This window comes from Shewanella sp. M16 (assembly GCF_018224605.1).
Taxonomy (GTDB): Bacteria; Pseudomonadota; Gammaproteobacteria; order Enterobacterales; family Shewanellaceae; genus Shewanella; species Shewanella oncorhynchi.
On the sequence record NZ_JAGTUL010000008.1, the window covers coordinates 152,322 to 171,391 of the forward strand.

The window sequence follows — 19,070 nt, forward strand, 5'->3', positions numbered from 1 at the left end:
CAACTGTCGAGAGTCTTATCGCAAACAACAGTGAACCAGTATAACGTTAGCTGCAGTTCTGCTCGCCGCGTGCTAGCAGAACTGCAGCTGATATTGCCCTAATTCGCTTACCCAGTGCAGGCGGGCAGATATTCTGATAACTCAAGCAGGTTATAATCTGGGTCGCGGATATAGACTGAGTTTATCCGGCCTGTGGCGCCGGTTCGTAGCACTGGGCCTTCAATGATTTCAATCTGAAGTGCGTTTAAGTGGGCGATCACTTCTTCTATGTTGTGGCTGACCACAAAACACAGATCGGCACTGCCGGGCTTGGCTGCTGCGGCTTTAGGTTCAAATTCGGCGCCCGCTTGATGCAAGTTAATCTTTTGGTCGCCAAAACTTAACGCAATACGCTGATTGCCAAATACCACTTTTTTCATCCCGAGCACGGTTTGATAAAATTCGACACTGACGGCGATGTCTTTTACGGTTAAGACCAAATGATCTAAGCGGGTTACGCGCATTTTACTTTCCTTAGAATAGCTCAGAGCGTGCTCTGAATTTGAACGCTGTCTCTATGCTTGAGACTATTACTGCCAGATACCTTACATCATGTGCTGGTGCAAAAGTGACTCTGTGGTAGCATTTGTGGCGTTTTTTTGCGTAAATATTTTGTGCCTTCTGTATCCCTATGACTGAATGAGAGTGTGATGAAAAAAACCTTAGCCCGCGGCTTAATGAATCTATTACCTATGGCCTTGAGTTTGTGGCTGTTTTGGTCGTTGTTTGTATCGTTAGATGGTTTGGGAATTGTAATTTTAGAGTTGGTAGGGATTAACCAACACATTGTCGGCGCGGGATTTATGCTGGTGGTGGCATTAGTTTTTGCCGTGGGCCTGCTGTTTTCGGTCAGCCCGATTGTGTGGCTTTATGGTTGGCTTGAGCGCCAGTTGATGCGTTTCCCATTGTTTAAATCAGTTTATGGCAGTATCCGTGATATCGCCTCTTTGATGAATCGTGACGGTAAGCCAACAAGCCAAAAGACAGTGTTAGTGAAACAGGCGAATGGCAGTTTTGTGGTGGGATTTATCATGACAGATACGCCGCCGCAGCCCTTGTTAGATGCGTTGCCTGAGGGCGATTGGGTGCCTGTGTTGTTCCAATTGAGCTATCAAATGGCGGGCGTGACGAGCTTAGTTAAGCGGGATGATTTAATTATGGTTGATTGGTCGTTTGAGGAGGCGATGCGCTTCAATTTAACTGCTGGTATCTCGCAGTCACCGACTAAGTAATCCGATGAAGGTTTGTGCGTTTTAGCGTTTAAAATTAAATTTGATGATTTTTGTGGTATAATTTTTTGGCGACCAATATGGTCGCCATTTTTTATGCTGAATATTCTAGTAATATATTTGTTTTATGCTAAAGGTGGGCGTTAGCTGCCTTAGTGGTGTTAATTCTGTTTATCCATCAATCATTGGCTTAAAAAAGTCGAGTGTTGTTAATCCCGTTGTTCAGATCCTGTCGCGTTTAGCCATAGCGAGTCGTTGCCATGATCTTTGGGATTTCCCCCATACTGGTCATAGATGAGCCACGCAGTATTAACCAAATTTTAAGTATAAGTTTTGTCCTATCTCGCCGTTGGTATGTTGAGATATTTGGAGTGTGAACCCGCTAGAAATAGGGAGAGTCAATGTCAATCAAGTCTAGTATTAATCCGCCGGTATTTTATTCGTCGGTCTTTTTCATCATCTTGATGGTGATGATTTGCGCAGTATGGCCCACAGAGGCAAACACCTTTTTTAGATCAATGCAGTCATGGATAGAAATGAAAGCCGGTTGGCTTTACATTCTAAGTGTGGCGTTTTTCCTGATTTTTATCATATTTGTCATGGTTAGTCGCTTCGGCGATATCAAACTAGGACCAGATCATTCAGTGCCAGACTACAGTTATAAAAGCTGGATCGCCATGCTGTTTTCGGCGGGTATGGGCATAGGTTTGATGTTTTTTGGGGTAGCCGAACCTGTGATGCACTATCTGGCGCCGCCGGATGCAACTCCAGAGAGTCTTATTGCCGCAAAAGAGGCAATGAAGATCACTTTCTTCCATTGGGGACTGCATGCTTGGGCGATTTACGCTGTGGTGGCATTGAGTCTGGCCTATTTCTCTTATCGACATAAGTTACCGCTACTGCCGCGAAGTGCGCTTTATCCCTTAATTGGTGAACGCATTTATGGTCCTATTGGCCATACAGTGGATACATTTGCTGTGCTTGGCACTATGTTTGGGGTGGCGACATCACTGGGCTTTGGGGTGTTGCAGGTTAACTCGGGTCTGAGTTATTTATTCGAAGGCTTACCCAATAATGCTGTAGTGCAGGTGTGTTTGATTATCGGCATTACTTTATTGGCGACATTATCGGTATTTTCTGGTCTCGATAAAGGCGTGAAACGCTTAAGCGAACTCAATCTGGGTCTCGCGATTATTTTATTGCTTATCGTCTTGATCCTTGGCCCTACGGTTATGCTGTTGCAGGCTTTTGTGCAGAACACCGGTAGTTACTTAAGTGATTTAGTCGGCAAAACCTTTAACTTGTACGCTTATGAACATAAGGAAGATTGGCTCGGCGGCTGGACCTTGCTCTATTGGGGCTGGTGGATTTCTTGGTCACCTTTTGTCGGTACCTTTATTGCGCGCGTGAGCCGCGGCCGTACCATCCGTGAGTTTTTGATAGGTGTGTTATTTGTGCCATCGGCGCTGACCTTTCTGTGGATGACGGTATTTGGTAATACGGCGATTGATTCTATTATGAATCACGGCGCGACCTATCTTGCCGAGGCGGTGAATACCGATGTATCAGTGGCCTTGTTTGTGTTTTTCGAGCACATGCCGTTTCCGACTTTACTTTCTGGGATTGCGATTTGTTTAGTCGTCACTTTCTTTGTGACCTCGTCGGATTCGGGATCCTTAGTGATTGATAATCTAACCTCGGGCGGTGATAACAATGCCCCCGTATGGCAGAGGATCTTTTGGGCCCTGTTGCAAGGGGTCGTTGCTTCGGTATTGTTGTTAGCAGGTGGGTTACAGGCGCTGCAAACGGCGGCTATCGCCAGTGCTATGCCGTTCTTAGTGGTGATGCTATTCATGTGTCTGGGCCTATTTAAAGCCCTGAAAAATGATTGGCTGAAGATTAATAGCGTGCAGTTACACAATACTAGTGTGCAATACGCCAAAACTAATATGAGCTGGGAAGAGCGTATTGGGGTTTTAGTCTCGCATCCTACCCATGAAGAAGCGCAAGTGTTCTTGAATAATGTTGCGACGCCCGCTTTGTCTAAGGTGTGCCAACACTTTATGGCTAAAGGCATAGTGGCCGATCTTGAATACTTAGATGGCCGCGTGCGATTAGTGATCAGCAATGAGGTGAATTTACCCTTTGTTTACGGTGTACGAACGCGTTGTTTTGACATCACTAACCCGATAGGGACTGAAATCGAGCAGGGCAATACCTTGTATTACCGCGCCGAAGTGTACCTTGAACAAGGTGGTCAGCATTACGATGTGATGGGTTATACCGAAGAGCAAATTCTCGCGGATGTGGTGACTCAGTATGAAAAATACTTACACTATTTGCATCTGTCGAATGCCGATCATGCCCACGTAAGCTAAGTAACGTAAGCTAAGTTAGCTAAGCCAGTAACCTAGGTCGGCTTAACCATTTACGTCTACAAATCGCGCACCATTAACCCGCAAAGTGCGGGAGATATTGCCCCAAGTGATAACTCGGATTATCCTTGGGGCAATTTTTTTAGGGTTTGTTTTAGGGATTACACTATGTCATCAGTGCCAGGCCAGAGTAAGTTAGATAAAGTATTAGCCGATGCGCGGGAGTACAAAGCTAAGCGTGAGAGCGGTTACCGTGAACAAGCGTTAAAACTCTATCCTTGGGTGTGTGGCCGCTGTACCCGCGAATTTACCCCAAAAAACTTAAGTGAACTGACTGTGCATCATAGGGATCATAACCACGATAACAACCCGTCAGACGGTTCAAACTGGGAATTATTATGTCTTTATTGCCATGACAACGAACATTCTCGCTTTGAAGAATTGATCCGCTACGGTAGCACCACAGAAACCAAGCAAGCGGCGGCGACCTACAATCCCTTTGCTGACTTGAAATCAATGCTGAAAAAATAGTCTTGTAGGCTGTTAGCAGGATGAGCTTGCGCAGAGGGTGGCGTTAGCGGATGGGTTTAGTCCTTGTCGGTTAAACGCGCCTCGGCAGCTAACCATTTATCACGACTTAAAATATGCTGGTTTTCACTGCCTTCAAATAAGGCTTTGCGGGCGGGGAGTTGCTGACAAATGGCCGCCTGTTGCGCTTCGCTACTCGTGCGCCAACTGACGATTTCATCGATATGTCGAAAGCAGCCCATGCAGTAGTCTTCGTCATTTAAACCGCAGCGTGCGACGCAAGGTGAAAGCATAGGTGTCCTCTTCAGTGTATTGCTGACCGCGGTTTGCAGTTAACAGTCAGGTTGAGTGCTTTTAACGGGCGCGATACTAACATTTTTTCGCATAAAGTCATCCGTAGGGCAGATTTGCTCAGCCTAATACGAGACAAGTATTTTTTACACTGGGCATGACGTGAACCAAGATAACCTGCAGCGACAACTCACTTACTCACAGCAATTTAGCAAGCTTAATCAGTTGCTTGAAAAGAGTGCTGCCCTGTGGCAAGTGCGTGCATTTGAAGTGAACGCTTTACCTTGGGCACAGGATTTTCCGCAGTTGGCCGAAGCTGTGTGGGCGCTGGCTGATGATGAGCTTGATGGACTTGATGCCGAGCAATCTTTGCTGGTCAAGGCACTGTCACCGGCATTAAACCGCGATCTTAGGGCATTAGGCCAAGATTGGGACTTGTCATTGCTCACCACTGCCATTGCTGATATTGCAATTACCGATACCACAAAGGTAGATACAGCGCAGGACCGTGGTTTGTCTTTTGATGATGAGGCGCACTTTAGTGCTCACATTAAAGGCCGAAAATGGCAGCAAATTACCGCCTTTGTACAGCATTTACCCCAGCTTAATTTACCCGTATTGGAATGGTGTGCGGGTAAAGGGCATTTGGGCCGCTTGATTGCTAAAGCTCGCGGCGCCGAAGTGGTGAGCTTAGAATGGCAAGCGCCATTATGTGAAGCAGGGCAGGCCTTTGCCGATAAGTGGCAGTTATCGCAGACTTTTATTTGCGCCGATGCCTTTGCTATTGGCGTTGAGCACAGGGCTATAGCCACTGTCAAAACACCAGTTGAACATCCCTCAGCAGCGAATCCGTTAACAACTCATCCCTTAACTGCTCAGCAGCAAGCAGTTGCTTTGCATGCCTGCGGAGATTTGCATGTTCGGCTGTTAATGTTGGCGGCCGAGGCGGGCACGCAGGCATTGGCTATTTCTCCCTGTTGCTATCATTTAATTCAAGCGAGCCATTATCAGCCGTTATCCATTCTTGCTCAGCAGAGCAGCCTAAAGCTCAGTCGCCATGATTTACAGTTACCGCTACAGCAGAGTGTGATCGCTAATCCCAAACAGCAAGCGCTACGCCATCAAGAAATTGCGTGGCGCTTAGGCTTTGATGCACTGCAACGTGAATGTCGACAAATCGACGAATATTTGCCTTTACCCTCGTTAAAACAGAGTCAATTGAGCGGCAGTTTTACGGATTTTTGCCTGTGGGCGGCCGAGACTAAGGCAGTTAATTTAGCGAAAAACAGGGATTTTGAAGCTTGGCTTGACGTTGGGCGACAAAGACAACAATTAACTCGCCGTATTGATTTAGTCGCGCATTTATTCCGCGGCGCACTGGAGCAGTGGTTAATCTTAGATCGCGCTTGTTTTTTGCAGGAACAAGGATATGGTGTTTGCGTGGGTGAATTTTGTGCAAACAGCGTCACACCAAGAAATACGCTGATTTTAGCGCAAAAAATGGAGGTATAATTTTGCGCGTCTAAAAATATGCTGTACTGTGATGTTTTTTATGAATTATTTCTATATTAGCGCATTTAAGTTTAGTGATAGTGAATTCAGGGCCGTCGTGTTTGCAACCTGCGCTGTGAGACAAGTCTTACACTCAAGATGGTTTTTTATTGAATCATCGGGCTTTTCTTGTTCAAATGTCGCATTAATGACGAATAACAACTGAAAGCTGACCTGCTGGTCAGTCATTCTAGTGAGCGAATAAAACAGTTTCATGAAATATTCCCGCGTATTTATTAATAGCCTGGCCTATGAACTGGCGCCTGTTGTGGTTTCCAGTAGTGAGCTAGAGTCTCGTCTTGCTCCTTTGTATCAAAAGTTCCGTATTCCTATGGGACAGCTTGCCGCATTGACTGGGATTACCGAACGCCGCTGGTGGCCAAAAGGACATCAATTGTCCGACGGTGCGATTAAAGCTGCCCGTAAAGCCATGGTTGAAACTGGGATTGATGTCGCCGATTTAGGTGCTGTTGTCTATACCGGCGTTTGCCGCGATCAACATGAGCCCGCAACCGCGTGTCGTATTGCTGCCGAATTGGGTGTGTCAAAAGACACTGCGATTTACGATATCAGCAACGCTTGCCTTGGGGTGTTATCGGGCATTTTAGATATCGCGAACCGTATTGAGTTGGGTCAAATCAAGGCGGGTATGGTGGTGTCCTGTGAGTCGGCGCGGGATATTGTCGATGTCACTATCGATAACATGTTGGCCGATCCGACCATGCAGAATTTTGCCCAGTCACTGGCGACCTTAACCGGTGGTTCTGGTGCCGTGGCGGTGATTCTTACCGATGGCAGCTTGCCGCTGACAAATGTGCGTCAGCATCAATTGCTGGGTGCATCGCACTTATCGGCGCCTGAGCATCATCAGTTGTGTCAATGGGGTCTGCAGGAAGTGGGGCACAATCTGTACCGCGAGTTTATGCGTACCGATGCCGTTACCTTGCTTAAAGAAGGCGTTGAATTGGCGAAGCACACTTGGGAGCATTTCCTTGAGCAGCGTAATTGGCTGGTTGAGCAAGTGGACAAAGTGATTTGCCATCAAGTGGGTGCCTCAAACCGTAAGCAAGTGCTTAGCGCGTTAAATATTCCCCCCGAAAAAGAATTTCCTACGTATCAGCTGCTGGGCAATATGGGCACAGTGTCGTTACCTGTGACCGCTGCGATGGCGCACGATCAAGGCTTTTTACAAGCGGGCGATCAAGTGAGCTTTTTAGGCATAGGCAGTGGATTGAATTGCATGATGTTAGGTATTAAGTGGTAGGGTGCAGTGCACCTTTTCACGCCTTTGCTTGATGGCTGGCATACATTCGAGTCAACCCAGTAAGTCCATGATTCAGTTGATAGCTCAGTCTTTAGTTCTGTCGATAAGCTAAGCCAGCTGTACATAACCCGTTATTCGCTCTCATAAAGAATCAAGATAGGAAGCGTCATGTTAGACACTCTGTTGCCTTTTAAACGTCATTTTCTTAGCCGTAATGGCAACAAGCTACATTATATCAACGAGGGTCAAGGCGAGCCTGTGGTGATGGTTCACGGTAATCCTAGCTGGTCGTTTTACTACCGCAATCTTGTTAGCGCCTTAAAAGACACTCACCAATGCATAGTGCCGGATCATATCGGCTGTGGCCTGTCGGATAAGCCAGACGATAGTGGTTATGACTATACCCTTAAGAATCGTATCGACGATCTCGAAGCCCTGCTCGATAGCCTGAATGTGAAAGAAAACATTACCTTAGTCGTACACGATTGGGGCGGCATGATAGGTATGGGTTATGCGGCGCGTTATCCTGAGCGCATTAAACGCCTAGTGATATTGAACACGGGCGCTTTCCATTTGCCCGAGACTAAACCATTCCCTTGGCCGCTGTGGATTTGTCGTAATACCCTGTTAGGCACAGTGTTGGTACGCGGTTTCAATGCCTTTTCGTCTATTGCTTCCTATGTGGGTGTTAAGCGCCAGCCGATGTCGAAATACATTCGCGAGGCGTATGTCGCGCCGTTTAACTCTTGGGCCAATCGCATTTCGACGCTGCGTTTTGTGCAGGATATTCCGCTGCGTGAAGGCGATAGAAATTATCAATTAGTCTCTGATATTGCTGCTAGTTTACCTAAATTTGCTAAAGTGCCGACCCTGATTTGCTGGGGGCTCAAGGACTTTGTATTCGATAAGCACTTTTTAGCAAAATGGCGTCAGCACATGCCCCATGCGACAGTGCATGAATTTGCCGATTGTGGTCACTACATTTTGGAAGATGCCAGCGATGAAGTGATTGCATATATCAAAGAATTTATGGCCGACAACCAAGCAGCGGCGCCGTCCGAACAGGTCGCAGGTTAATGTCGACCTTGCTTGAGACTGAAGTTGCTCCTTTAGTGACGCCGTTGGAAAAGTCACTTTTAAGTGGCACTTCTGCGTCAGCAACGGTCAATGATGCCAATATTTGTCGTCATCTCAAGCAAGCCGCCCATGCCATTCCCCATCATCTTGCGGTCGCTGTACAAAGCGCTCAGGGCGCTTCTGTGGCGAATTTGCGTTACAGCGAGTTGGACTTTCTCAATCTAGACAGACAAAGCGATGCGATAGCCTTTGCGCTGAACGCCCATGGCATCGAGCGCGGCATGAAGGCTGTGCTTATGGTCACGCCGAGTTTGGATTTTTTTGCACTTACTTTTGCGCTGTTTAAAGCGGGGGTTATTCCTATCCTAGTTGATCCCGGCATGGGGATCCGCAATCTTAAACAGTGTTTTGCTGAAGCCGCGCCCGATGCCTTTATCGGTATTCCCAAGGCTCATATTGCTAGACGTCTATTTGGTTGGGGTAAGGGCAATATTAAGTCATTACTCAATGTTGATGACGGCAAAACAGGCTTAGCGGCAAAGTTAATCCGTATCGGTACTGGTGCGATAAGTTTATCGACTCTGCTGCAAAGCACCTCAGTGCAATCTTCTGCTTCAAAGTCTGAATATCCCATGGTGATGCTTAAATCTGATGAGATAGCGGCAATTTTATTCACCAGTGGCAGTACCGGCACGCCTAAAGGCGTAGTGTATAGCCATGGTATGTTTGAGGCACAAATTCAAGCGCTAAAAAACGATTATGGCATTTGCCATGGCGAGCGCGATTTAGCCACTTTTCCGCTGTTTTCACTCTTTGGCCCCGCACTTGGCATGGCGTCTATCGTTCCAGAAATGGATGCCAGCAAGCCCATTACCGCCAATCCTGAATTCCTGTTTGCCGCGATTGAGAAATATCAATGCAGTAATATTTTTGTTAATCCCGCTTTGCTCGAACGTTTAGGCCGCGCGGGGGAGCAAAAACAGCATAAATTGCCTAGCGTACAGCGGGTGATTTCCGCGGGTGCGCCAGCCACCATTGCCTCCATCGCCCGTTTTAGTAAGATGCTGAGCCAAGGTGTGCCGATTTTAAATTCCTACGGTGCAACCGAATCTTTGCCTATTAGTATGATTGCTAGCGATGCGTTATTTGCCACGACTGACATCACAGATAACGGCGGTGGTATCTGTGTCGGTCGCGCTATCGATGGCGTGACGATTCGCATTATTGCTATCAGCGAAGAGGTTATTCCCGAGTGGGATGATGCCTTACAGCTGAATAACGGTGAAATCGGCGAGATAGTCGTGCAGGGGCCTATGGTGAGTCAGTCCTATTATCTAAACAATAGTCAGCACGCTAGCCAAAACGAAAGCCAAGGCAAACGCGCGACTGCGGCGGCCAAGATTTGGGACTCGTCAACCAATACCGTTAGACACCGCATGGGCGATCTGGGGTATCTTGATGATCAAGGTCTTCTGTGGATGTGTGGTCGTAAGGCCCACAGAGTCGACGCGACCCTTAACGGATTGTTTGCTAAACGTTATTATTCCATTCCCTGCGAGCGCATTTTTAATACGCATCCCAATGTGAAGCGCTCCGCTTTAGTGGGAGTGAAAGTGGCGAACGAGATAGAGCCATTAATTTGTATTGAACTCGACCAGTCATTGGTGTGCAATAAGAGTCAGCAGTTGTACCAAGATTTGATCGCCATCGCCGAGCAATTTACGCAGACTCAGGGCATAAGGCGGTTTCTTATCCATCCTGATTTCCCTGTGGATGTGCGGCATAATGCCAAGATTTTTAGAGAAAAATTAGCCGTTTGGGCACAATCACAAACGAAAGGTTGATTTGAAACTCCACGGCTTTTCTCCTGCATTTTTTACGTTATATTCTGTGTTCATTTGAACAAACTCGCTTATTTTTAAGCCCTTGTGCTTATTTTAAACTTATTACACCGACTTTAAGTTCATGTAAATGTGCTGAAATGGATACCCTTAATGACGAAAGACCCAATCAAGAGCACGACGCTTGCCCAATTTGATGCGGCTGAACAAACGGCACTCGCGCAGCTCGCGCTTAGGGTGCAACACGCCTTTGTCACGGGGGCGGGGGGATTTTTAGGTAAAGCGATTTGCCTGAGATTGTTAGCTGCGGGCATTAAAGTCACAGGTTTTGCCCGTGGGCATTATCCCGAACTTGAAGCACTGGGCGTAGTCATGCTGCAAGGGGATTTAGTCAATAAAGATCGGCTGCAACAGGCGATGCAAGGCTGCGATATTGTATTTCATGTGGCGTCCAAAGCGGGTGTTTGGGGGGACAGAGACAGCTATTTTTGTCCGAATGTGAAAGGCGCTGCCAATGTGATTGCCGCTTGTAAGGCATTAAAAATAGATAAGTTAGTTTACACCAGTACCCCGAGTGTGACCTTTTCAGGGCAGGATGAATCGGGTATTGATGAGTCTACTCCCTATGCTACAAGATTCCTGAATCATTATGCCCACTCTAAAGCCATCGCTGAAAAGATGATGCTCGATGCCAATCAAGTGGGTGACATGCCACTTGAAAATCCTGATGTGACCCAAGTATCTAGCCAAGTGACGATTCAAGCCACTGCACCCTATGCGTTAAAAACCGTCGCACTCAGGCCGCATCTGATATGGGGTCCTGGCGATCCCCATCTAGTGCCTCGGGTATTGTCGCGCGGGCGTTTAGGTAAACTTAAACTGGTTGGCCGCGAAGATAAGCTAGTCGATACCATCTACATAGATAACGCTGCCTATGCCCATGTGCTGGCGGCGCTGGAACTTTGCCAAGCAAAGCCTAAGTGTCAAGGGAAAGCTTATTTTCTGAGTAATGATGAACCCATCACTATGGCCGAGATGATCAATCTGATTTTGGCCTGCGATGCTTTACCGCCAGTGACTAAGCGTGTGCCTCAATCTGTGGCCTACGTAGCAGGCGCAGTATTGGAAAGTGTACATTACCTCCTAAAGAAGCAAGAAGAGCCCATGATGACGCGTTTTGTCGCACGGCAGTTATCCTGCAGCCATTATTTTGATATCAGCGCAGCTAAACGAGATTTAGGTTATCGTGCGCTCGTCTCTATTAATCAAGGGATGGCAAGGCTTAAAACTTCTCTTTGAGGGAATGAGGACTCAATGAGGCCTCATTCCAAGCAATTTTTAGGTATTTTCAGATACGATGGGCAATAATTTATTTGCTAGCCATGTGTAATACATCGAGTTGCCATGGATCCAATCATGTTGGCCGTCTGGATAACAAATATCTGAGGCGTATGCCATAGGAGTGTCAATTTCTTCATCGAAGGCTTTTGCCGCATTAAAAAACAAAATATTCAGCTGTGAGCAAATGTATTCAAGCGCGTCAAAATAAGAATAGACAAGCCACGTCATTGACTGTGATTCTTTGAAGTAACGGCAGAAAGGTGGATCAGAAACAACGATGACAGTATGTCCTCTTTCTTTCATCGTTAATAATATAGACAGTTGTTTTGATTGGTCCTCATGGAAGAAATCAACATAATTCTTCAAGGTAATATCTTTAATGTCAGCATCTTTTTGTTTTTGTAGCCATGTAAAAAAACGAGCAACAGTCTGATGTGTTTGTAGGCCAATATTGGAAATAATCACAGATTTTTTTTCAAACTTAGATTGCTCGTGAGCCTGTAAATTTTTCAATATTGGTGCGAAAAGTTGACGTGATGCGGCGTTTTCAAGTGGTACGAAATATTCTGTTTCGCATATTGAAAATTTGCCTTGGGCAAATCCTGAGCCGTTCATTACCATGCCACCCATAAACGGGATTTCCATTTCCTTTAGTGCTTTTGCTAACTTACCCATATGGCTATCACCGAGTAATGTTAGTTGGCTCACTGTGGTGTCATTTGAATGATATAATAATTTGTTCAACGCGTCTAAACGTTCTTCATCACAAACTGTTTCTTGGTGATTTTTCTCACCGTTATTTTGTGCTTTGGTGATTTTTTTGTCAGAAAATGCCGATTTGAAGTGGCTCATTACATACTCAACAGCTTTATTTGAGACCGTTCTTCTATTCTCATTGAATCTAAAATCATTGACATTATTGACTGTGATAATTTCAAATGATGGGAAATAGTCAAATACTTCATCATTATCCGCTAAATAACCCGCAACAGCGCGTAGAACAGACTTCGAATATTGGCTTGCAACAAGGATATGTTTATTTGATGCGGTTGCTGTAAGAGGGACTGGGGATACGGTTAAGATCACTTTTATCTGTGGGTTGATACCTTGAATGATGTCTTTTATAAGCAATAAATCAGATTTAATTTCATTGTAATTAAACTGATGGAAAGTAAATATTGCATCATTGAACTCACCGGCAATAACCCCAGGACAATTTGGGTAGAAAACATCATCAATATCTTTCCAGGCCTCTGTTAAACCTAGGGTAAAAATAAGCACATTCGTTGCTCTTAGCGTATCGAATAGTTCGTTTTTTGCAGATATCCGTGCCTCTCGTAACGCTTCTTCAGAGCTAAACCCATCAGGGTGTACATTGGGTCTCAATAGATCGATATAGCGTTCTGCATTCTTGTCATAAAAAATATCAAATCTGTGGGAATGAGCAGGATCTAAGGTTAACCATTGAAGAAAGCATCTAGGGGTATATACATTGCCAAAGGCAAAGCTGGATATTTGTCGACTGTCGAGTTTGCTGCGATTAAATGGATAATTATTATCGATCATCCATTTACCCACATGTTGAGCAAAGCATGAACCAACAGATGAAATGCTGCTATTGTCTTTTGATATGAGCAAATTATGAATTGATTGAAAAGGCACTTTGCCTAAATCAATTTCCGCAACGCCAGTTTTCCAAAAATATTGTTCTGCTTGTTCACTGTAGGGGGTAAGAAACTGTGTTTTCATTGGGTAGTCCATTTACGTTTCCAAACAAATTATTGGCTGTCAGAGTCTCTGCGATCAAAATGTAATCGACACACAGGGGCGCCTTCAAATTCACTCGACAATATGATGCGGTATCAGCCTGAGTGTTCTGTATTGTGCCGATGAAATCAACTTACCTGAAAAAATTTAAATGTGCATCAAAATAAGTGTTGCTAATGATGCCACACCAACCCGATCTTAATAAGGCGATCCCTTAACTATCTAGGGTGTGATGGAGATCTATGTCGGAATTTATGCGTGTCCGTATTTAGATGGACGACTATTTGGTGTCGCAATTCGGTGTAGCTATTTAACCTGAGATCGGTTTAATAAGCTATAACAGCAATAGCATTAAACTCAGCGTTAGTGAGGTTCAGTTGTGGCTTATTGTCTTTCAATTGATAGACTATAAGCCCCCGCAATCATATTGAGCATAAAACCATGCACACTGCGATGTCTTGAGTGCACTATTTGAGAGATATTTTTTAACGGGTCGTTGATGGTTTCTATGATGAAACGTCTCGACAGCATCGCTCTATCCCACAACGACATTGCCTTCGCTTTCATATTCTTACGCACGTTCGTCACCAACGTCACGCCTTTCTCCTGCAATTCACTGGACAGCGCTTTACTGATATACCCTTTATCTGCATAGCGTTTATTCATATCACTGTGCACCATCTCGTTCACCGGTTTTGTGTCATGCACATTTGCTGGGGTAATTTTGGCCGCCACTATTCCGCCTTGATGGTTCACAATTAAATGCAGTTTAAATCCATAGAACCAGCCCATGGTGCCTTTACCTCTGCACGCCAGCCCCGCCAAGGTTTTATGGCGATGAATACGTAGGTTATGACACACTTTGATGCTGGTTGAATCGACAAATTCGATGCCAGTGGGGTCACTCTTGAGGCTGGCAAAGTAACTGCAAAGCGGCACTAAAGCAGTGGGCATCACCTCAAGAAAGCGGGTATAGCTGAGTAAATTGGGAAAAGCGGATTTGTAGAAATGAGCCAGATAGCCGATGTAGAAGTTCTTGAAATCACGGTGGTGAGACATCTGAAAAAGGATGATGATGGTCATCACTTCGCTCATCGTCATACGGCCAGGGCGCTGACGCTTGCGTGTACCATTGGTTAACAGCGTTTTTTCCCATTCTGGAATGAAAACAGCGCAAAAATCATCGACATCGCAAAACACTTCCACTAGCCTATGCATAGGCCCTCCGGTGTGATCTGTCTCTTCTACACAAATCCCTCGGTTTGCCCCGAGGGATTTTTTTGAACCATTTTCAATTACCCTGATCTGATCCTGACCTTTTGTTTCAGATACAACATACCATGTTTTTAAGTGAACCATCACTCTGGGCACAGAGCATTTTTCAGCGCGCAAAATTAGGGGATGTACGAAGGACCAAACGGCTTGTACAGTTGGCTGCTCAACTTGCAGCTCATACAGGACAATCTATCGTGCAATCCCTTTCATCCAGTGCAGACATTGAAGCCGCTTATCGCTTTGTCCGTAACGAGCATATCAGTCCGGCAGCGATTGCTGAGGCAGGTTTTGCTGCCACAGTGCAAGCCTGCGAACCATTTGACTGCCTACTGGCGCTGGAAGACACCACGTCGTTGGAGTTCACCCACCCAAGTGTCGAGGAAGAACTTGGACATACCACGTCCCACAAACATTCCAGCGGGCTGGAAGCGCACACGGTTTTATTGTTTGCACCCAAGGCGCAGCAGGTCGTTGGACTGATTGAGCAGCATCGCTGGGCACGCGACCGCGAGGCCTATGGCCAGAAAAAACAACGTGCCAAACGTGATTATGAACAGAAAGAAAGTTACAAATGGCAACGGGCTTCAGCAGCGATGGCGACTCGCTTGGGACCACAGATGCAGAAGGTGATTTCGGTTTGTGACCGTGAAGCCAATATCATCGAATACCTGCGCTTTAAAACCGATACACAACAACGGTTTATTGTGCGCTCGATGCAAAGCCGCTGTATTGAAGAAGACCTGCACAAACTCTATACGTTTAGTGAGACGCTGCAAAGTGCCGGTGAGCGGATGGTACAGGTGCAACAAAAAGGCGGTCGCAAAGCCAGAGTTGCGCACTGTGATATCCGCTTTGCGCCCATTACCGTGAAGGTTCCGGCGAATAAAACGGGCCAGTCTGGGCCGCTGTTTTATGTGGGTTGTCAGGAGAAAGACAGCGCAGATGGCCTCTGTTGGCACCTACTGACCACTGAGGTAGTCACAACAGCAGAGCAGGCGCAGCAAATTCTTGACTACTACGAGCGCCGCTGGTTGATTGAAGACTTCCATAAATTCTGGAAAACGGGCGGAACGCAGGTGGAAGACTTACGGATGCAAAGCAAAGATAATTTGGAGCGGATGATTGTGATTCTGGCATTTATCGCCACACGTATCCAGCAACTGCGTTGTTACGCAGGCCAAGCTGAACAAGCGAAAAAACGGCCTTGCGATAGCCTGTTAAGCCCATTGGCCTGGAAGTTGTTATGGCTAAAGACGGAAAAAAGCCAACCGCCCGAACAAGTCCCCAGTGTGCATTGGGCTTATCTAAGATTAGGAAAACTCGCGGGCTGGAATGACAGCAAACGAAGCGGAATTGTAGGCTGGGAAAGGTTATGGCAAGGATGGTTTAAACTGCAAACCATCCTTGAAGGTTACCAGCTAGCCTTGTCTCTTGAGCAAAAGATGTGATCAAGAGACAGCCGGTGTGATGGGGTTTCTCTTGGTCGAAAGATCCGATCACTTGGAGGGCTATTAGTTCAACATTTCTTATCCCGAGTTCAGGTTATTTAGTGCTGCTAATTTGCTGTTTTTTTATGATGACGCTTGAGGCTGGCATTAATTGAGAATGGGAATAGCATGAGTTGTGGGGATTGTGATCACACAGATGTAACACAGAATATCTTTAGGCAAAAGATTGGTCGCTGCAAACGCTGTATGTGGCAGCTTACGGCTTTATCGGCCATCGGCTGGCCGCTGTGGTGGTGGCTTTATCGTGATGCGCTTAGGGATGTAAACTCGATTGCATTACTGTTTTTCTGCGCGGCTTTTACGGGGTTACTTGCTTTGCACCTTATCGTCTTGGCTTACCGTCGCCTCAGAGGGCGAAAGTAAGCCAACCGACTTTCTGTTTGTGTGCTTAAACTGAGTTAGTCGCCATTTTCTCGTGCATCATTTTTTTCATTAATGGCGCAAGGGCAAAGAAGACTAATGCCATCACCACGCCAATTTGCGCCGAGAAGATAAACAGTTGCTCGTATAGCGCCATCGCACTCGGTACGTCACTTATCACGCCGCCTTGGGTATCAATCGCGGCGAGTTTGTTTAATTCGGCGGCTAAGATTTCAGAGTATGAAGTGCCGAGGAACCAAGCACCCATCATCAGGCTGACTACGCGTTTTACCGAAAGCTGAGTCACGGCAGATAAGCCTATGGGCGACAGCAATAACTCCCCGATTTCTAATACAAAATAAGCCGCGACTAAGAACCAAATACTCACTAAGCCACTGCTTAGCGGCATCTGGATCCCGAGTACAAGCACCATAAAGGATAAACCCGCGAACAAAATACCGAGTGCGGTTTTAACTGGTTTGCTTAGGTCGCAATTTTTACGGGCGAGGGCAGGCCACAGCCAAGCGAAGATAGGCGACAAGCTGATCACAAAGAAGGCGCCGAGGAAGGTTAGCTGTCCCGCACTCCATTTGAGGCCGAGCATGTTACGGTCCATCACACGGTCCGAAAATGCTACCCAAGAGCCATAGGTCTGCTCATATAAGCCAAAGAAGACCAAACCCGCAACGATGAAAAGCAGCAAAGCCGACATCTGTTGACGTTCAATCGGATTACAATGTTTCACCATGAACCAGCCAATACCAAGGGCAAGCGCTAGTGATACTGAGTGCAAGAACCAAATCACTGGGCTCACAGCGGGTAATAAACTGCTAATCGAAAGTACGAGGGAGTGGGTTTGAATCAACCCCCAGACTATGATTACGCTGCCAATTGCGCTTAAGTAAATCCATTGTTCTGTCGTTATGCCGGCGGTTTTCTTTAAAATCCGCGCAGGATCTCTGGGTTCAGCGAAGCCTTGCAGATGTTTCTTGCCACGAATAAACACCAATAAACCCGCTAACATCCCCAAACCTGCCAAACCAAAACCGTACTTCCAGCCATAGGTTTCACCTAAATAAGCGCAAATTAGCGGGGCTAAGGTGGCGCCTAAGTTGATGCCCGCGTAGAAAATGGTAAAACCAGAATCTCGCTTAGCGGATGATTTAGGATAAAGCTGACCGACTATGGTGGAAATATTGGGTTTTAAAAAGCCCACACCGACAATGATTAAGGCAAGAGATAAATAGAATACTTGCAGCGCTTGTTCATCCCGTTGAACTTCACCTGCAACGATAACCGCTTGATGGCCTTCAAAGGCCATACCTAAGTGGCCGAGCACCAATAAAACACCGCCAAAGATCACCGCTTTACGCATGCCTATATAGCGGTCGGCCAATAAGCCACCCACTACGGGCATGGCATACACTAAGGCACCGTAAGCACCAATCACGTTGTAACCAAATTCATCGGTAAATAGATGATATTTAATCAGGTAAAGAAATAGTAATGCTTTCATACCGTAGAAAGAGAAGCGTTCCCACATTTCGGTAAAAAAGCAGACAAATAAGCCTTTAGGATGCCCAAATAGCATTTCAGCTGGGGGCGAGCCTTGTGGGCCCTGCATTGCGTGCGGCGGGTTTTGTTCTATTGACACTTAAGACTCCCATTGCTGGCACTTTATGCGCCGAGCAGCTAATGATTCATTTTATCGTAATGAATTTTATTAATTATTTTTCATTATTTGTGATTATCGCGGCGCTTTTGATCGCTAAAAGACAGCGCTGTTGCAGCAGTTAATCACACTCGGATGATATGGAACAGCCAAGGGTCTTGAAAGTGATGAATATTTTGTATAACTAACATTTTTAGCCGTTCTTTAAGGCTCGCTATAGCAATACTAAGCGGTTAAATTAATTCATTTTCAGTTAAGAAATGAGTGCTAAATAGTGGCCATAATTCAACTGTGGCAGTTTTATCTTAGCGGCTTTAGCCTTGATTTAGCTGTAGTTCGTCGTTTAATGGATAGTGTAAGTTTTATGATTGATAGCAATTTTGCATTATTGGTAGAGCATCTACGCGCTTGTTCGAGGCTGCTATCTAAAGGAATGTCACGAATGGGTGGGTTAGATGATTTTCTCAGGAAAGCGCTGTGATTGAGAAGTGAACTTATTCGAGGCATAAGTATAAATAAGCACCATAATTATATTGATTGTAAAAGAATTTTAATCTTGATAGTTGCATTTTTCATATAAGATTTCACAGTTTATATTTCTACAATGAGTCAATGTCTATCTGCTCAACTTTACTGATTTAGATCAGTCGTTATGTGTTACTAAGGAGACTTATGGAGTTTTTTACCACCCTATTTGTGGGTTACCCGCTTTGGGTTTGGTTAATGTTTTTCGGTTTTGTGCTGGCGTTATTAGCCTTTGACCTTGGCGTATTGCACAAGGATCAGCATGAAATTACCGTGGCTGAAAGTTTAAAGCTTTCAGCCTTTTATATCTGTATGGGCTTATTGTTTGGGGCTTGGCTCTGGTGGTACAAGGGTTCAACCGCCGGTATGGAATACCTAACGGGCTATCTGATTGAAAAATCACTGTCTATGGATAACGTATTTGTTA

Annotated in this window: 14 protein-coding genes and 2 pseudogenes; 11 read left to right on the forward strand and 5 right to left on the reverse strand. The window is 45.8% G+C overall.

The features are described 5' to 3' along the window. Window positions 1-107: 107 nt before the first annotated feature. Window positions 108-503 (reverse strand): VOC family protein, encoded by a 396-nt coding sequence (locus tag KFE26_RS07760; protein WP_028760528.1) that lies wholly within the window; start codon window positions 501-503, stop codon window positions 108-110. A gap of 186 nt (window positions 504-689) precedes the next feature. Here KFE26_RS07760 and KFE26_RS07765 point away from each other — a divergent pair, with 186 nt between their 5' ends. The 3 genes from KFE26_RS07765 to KFE26_RS07775 all read left to right on the forward strand — a co-directional run bounded on the left by KFE26_RS07765 (window position 690) and on the right by KFE26_RS07775 (window position 4,174). Beyond that, complete coding sequence (locus tag KFE26_RS07765) at window positions 690-1,271, forward strand: DUF502 domain-containing protein (protein WP_212600068.1); 582 nt, start codon at window positions 690-692, stop codon at window positions 1,269-1,271. A gap of 398 nt (window positions 1,272-1,669) precedes the next feature. Further along, window positions 1,670-3,646 carry a BCCT family transporter gene (locus KFE26_RS07770; protein ID WP_105249669.1) on the forward strand — a complete coding sequence of 659 codons (1,977 nt, stop codon included), beginning with the start codon at window positions 1,670-1,672 and terminating at the stop codon, window positions 3,644-3,646. Between the two features lie 165 nt (window positions 3,647-3,811). After that, window positions 3,812-4,174 (forward strand): YajD family HNH nuclease, encoded by a 363-nt coding sequence (locus KFE26_RS07775; protein WP_028760525.1) that lies wholly within the window; start codon window positions 3,812-3,814, stop codon window positions 4,172-4,174. Window positions 4,175-4,230: 56 nt separating this feature from the next. Here KFE26_RS07775 and KFE26_RS07780 read toward each other — a convergent pair whose 3' ends face one another. After that, window positions 4,231-4,464, reverse strand: a complete 234-nt coding sequence (locus KFE26_RS07780; RefSeq protein WP_006085323.1) for a DUF1289 domain-containing protein — start codon at window positions 4,462-4,464, stop codon at window positions 4,231-4,233. Window positions 4,465-4,624: 160 nt separating this feature from the next. Here KFE26_RS07780 and KFE26_RS07785 point away from each other — a divergent pair, with 160 nt between their 5' ends. The 5 genes from KFE26_RS07785 (at window position 4,625) to oleD (ending at window position 11,494) form a co-directional block, all read left to right on the forward strand. Further along, on the forward strand, window positions 4,625-5,974 hold the full coding sequence (locus KFE26_RS07785) for a methyltransferase (protein ID WP_212600069.1): 1,350 nt from the start codon (window positions 4,625-4,627) through the stop codon (window positions 5,972-5,974). 253 nt (window positions 5,975-6,227) lie between these two features. Next, window positions 6,228-7,277, forward strand: a complete 1,050-nt coding sequence (locus tag KFE26_RS07790; RefSeq protein ID WP_028760522.1) for a 3-oxoacyl-ACP synthase III — start codon at window positions 6,228-6,230, stop codon at window positions 7,275-7,277. A gap of 168 nt (window positions 7,278-7,445) precedes the next feature. Continuing rightward, a complete protein-coding gene (locus KFE26_RS07795; RefSeq protein WP_212600070.1) occupies window positions 7,446-8,354 on the forward strand; it encodes an alpha/beta fold hydrolase in 909 nt (302 codons plus the stop codon). Then, on the forward strand, window positions 8,354-10,198 hold the full coding sequence (gene oleC, locus KFE26_RS07800; protein ID WP_212600071.1) for an olefin beta-lactone synthetase: 1,845 nt from the start codon (window positions 8,354-8,356) through the stop codon (window positions 10,196-10,198). The genes KFE26_RS07795 and oleC overlap by 1 nt, the downstream gene beginning before the upstream one ends. 150 nt (window positions 10,199-10,348) lie before the next feature. After that, window positions 10,349-11,494, forward strand: coding sequence for a 2-alkyl-3-oxoalkanoate reductase (gene oleD, locus KFE26_RS07805; RefSeq protein WP_212600072.1), 1,146 nt, complete (start codon window positions 10,349-10,351; stop codon window positions 11,492-11,494). A gap of 39 nt (window positions 11,495-11,533) precedes the next feature. Here oleD and KFE26_RS07810 read toward each other — a convergent pair whose 3' ends face one another. Continuing rightward, window positions 11,534-13,285 carry a GSCFA domain-containing protein gene (locus KFE26_RS07810; RefSeq protein WP_249195610.1) on the reverse strand — a complete coding sequence of 584 codons (1,752 nt, stop codon included), beginning with the start codon at window positions 13,283-13,285 and terminating at the stop codon, window positions 11,534-11,536. 344 nt (window positions 13,286-13,629) lie between these two features. Beyond that, window positions 13,630-14,521, reverse strand: a pseudogene (locus KFE26_RS07815) (IS982 family transposase). Between the two features lie 122 nt (window positions 14,522-14,643). Between KFE26_RS07815 and KFE26_RS07820 the strand changes: the two are divergent. Continuing rightward, window positions 14,644-16,026 (forward strand): IS4 family transposase, encoded by a 1,383-nt coding sequence (locus KFE26_RS07820; RefSeq protein WP_212600074.1) that lies wholly within the window; start codon window positions 14,644-14,646, stop codon window positions 16,024-16,026. A gap of 168 nt (window positions 16,027-16,194) precedes the next feature. Further along, window positions 16,195-16,449, forward strand: coding sequence for a DUF3624 domain-containing protein (locus KFE26_RS07825; RefSeq protein WP_212600075.1), 255 nt, complete (start codon window positions 16,195-16,197; stop codon window positions 16,447-16,449). Window positions 16,450-16,474: 25 nt separating this feature from the next. On the opposite strand, the gene KFE26_RS07830 is transcribed toward KFE26_RS07825, so the two are convergent. Beyond that, window positions 16,475-18,100 (reverse strand): peptide MFS transporter, encoded by a 1,626-nt coding sequence (locus KFE26_RS07830; protein WP_212600076.1) that lies wholly within the window; start codon window positions 18,098-18,100, stop codon window positions 16,475-16,477. A gap of 690 nt (window positions 18,101-18,790) precedes the next feature. Between KFE26_RS07830 and KFE26_RS07835 the strand changes: the two are divergent. Then, window positions 18,791-19,070, forward strand: a pseudogene (locus KFE26_RS07835) (TerC family protein); the annotation flags it as partial.

Coding starts and splice junctions, on each gene's coding strand:
- KFE26_RS07760 (WP_028760528.1), bottom strand. CDS start 503: ATGCGCGTAACCCGCTTAGATCATTTGGTCTTAACCGTAAAAGACATC.
- KFE26_RS07765 (WP_212600068.1), top strand. CDS start 690: ATGAAAAAAACCTTAGCCCGCGGCTTAATGAATCTATTACCTATGGCC.
- KFE26_RS07770 (WP_105249669.1), top strand. CDS start 1,670: ATGTCAATCAAGTCTAGTATTAATCCGCCGGTATTTTATTCGTCGGTC.
- KFE26_RS07775 (WP_028760525.1), top strand. CDS start 3,812: ATGTCATCAGTGCCAGGCCAGAGTAAGTTAGATAAAGTATTAGCCGAT.
- KFE26_RS07780 (WP_006085323.1), bottom strand. CDS start 4,464: ATGCTTTCACCTTGCGTCGCACGCTGCGGTTTAAATGACGAAGACTAC.
- KFE26_RS07790 (WP_028760522.1), top strand. CDS start 6,228: ATGAAATATTCCCGCGTATTTATTAATAGCCTGGCCTATGAACTGGCG.
- KFE26_RS07795 (WP_212600070.1), top strand. CDS start 7,446: ATGTTAGACACTCTGTTGCCTTTTAAACGTCATTTTCTTAGCCGTAAT.
- oleC (WP_212600071.1), top strand. CDS start 8,354: ATGTCGACCTTGCTTGAGACTGAAGTTGCTCCTTTAGTGACGCCGTTG.
- oleD (WP_212600072.1), top strand. CDS start 10,349: ATGACGAAAGACCCAATCAAGAGCACGACGCTTGCCCAATTTGATGCG.
- KFE26_RS07810 (WP_249195610.1), bottom strand. CDS start 13,285: ATGAAAACACAGTTTCTTACCCCCTACAGTGAACAAGCAGAACAATAT.
- KFE26_RS07820 (WP_212600074.1), top strand. CDS start 14,644: ATGTTTTTAAGTGAACCATCACTCTGGGCACAGAGCATTTTTCAGCGC.
- KFE26_RS07825 (WP_212600075.1), top strand. CDS start 16,195: ATGAGTTGTGGGGATTGTGATCACACAGATGTAACACAGAATATCTTT.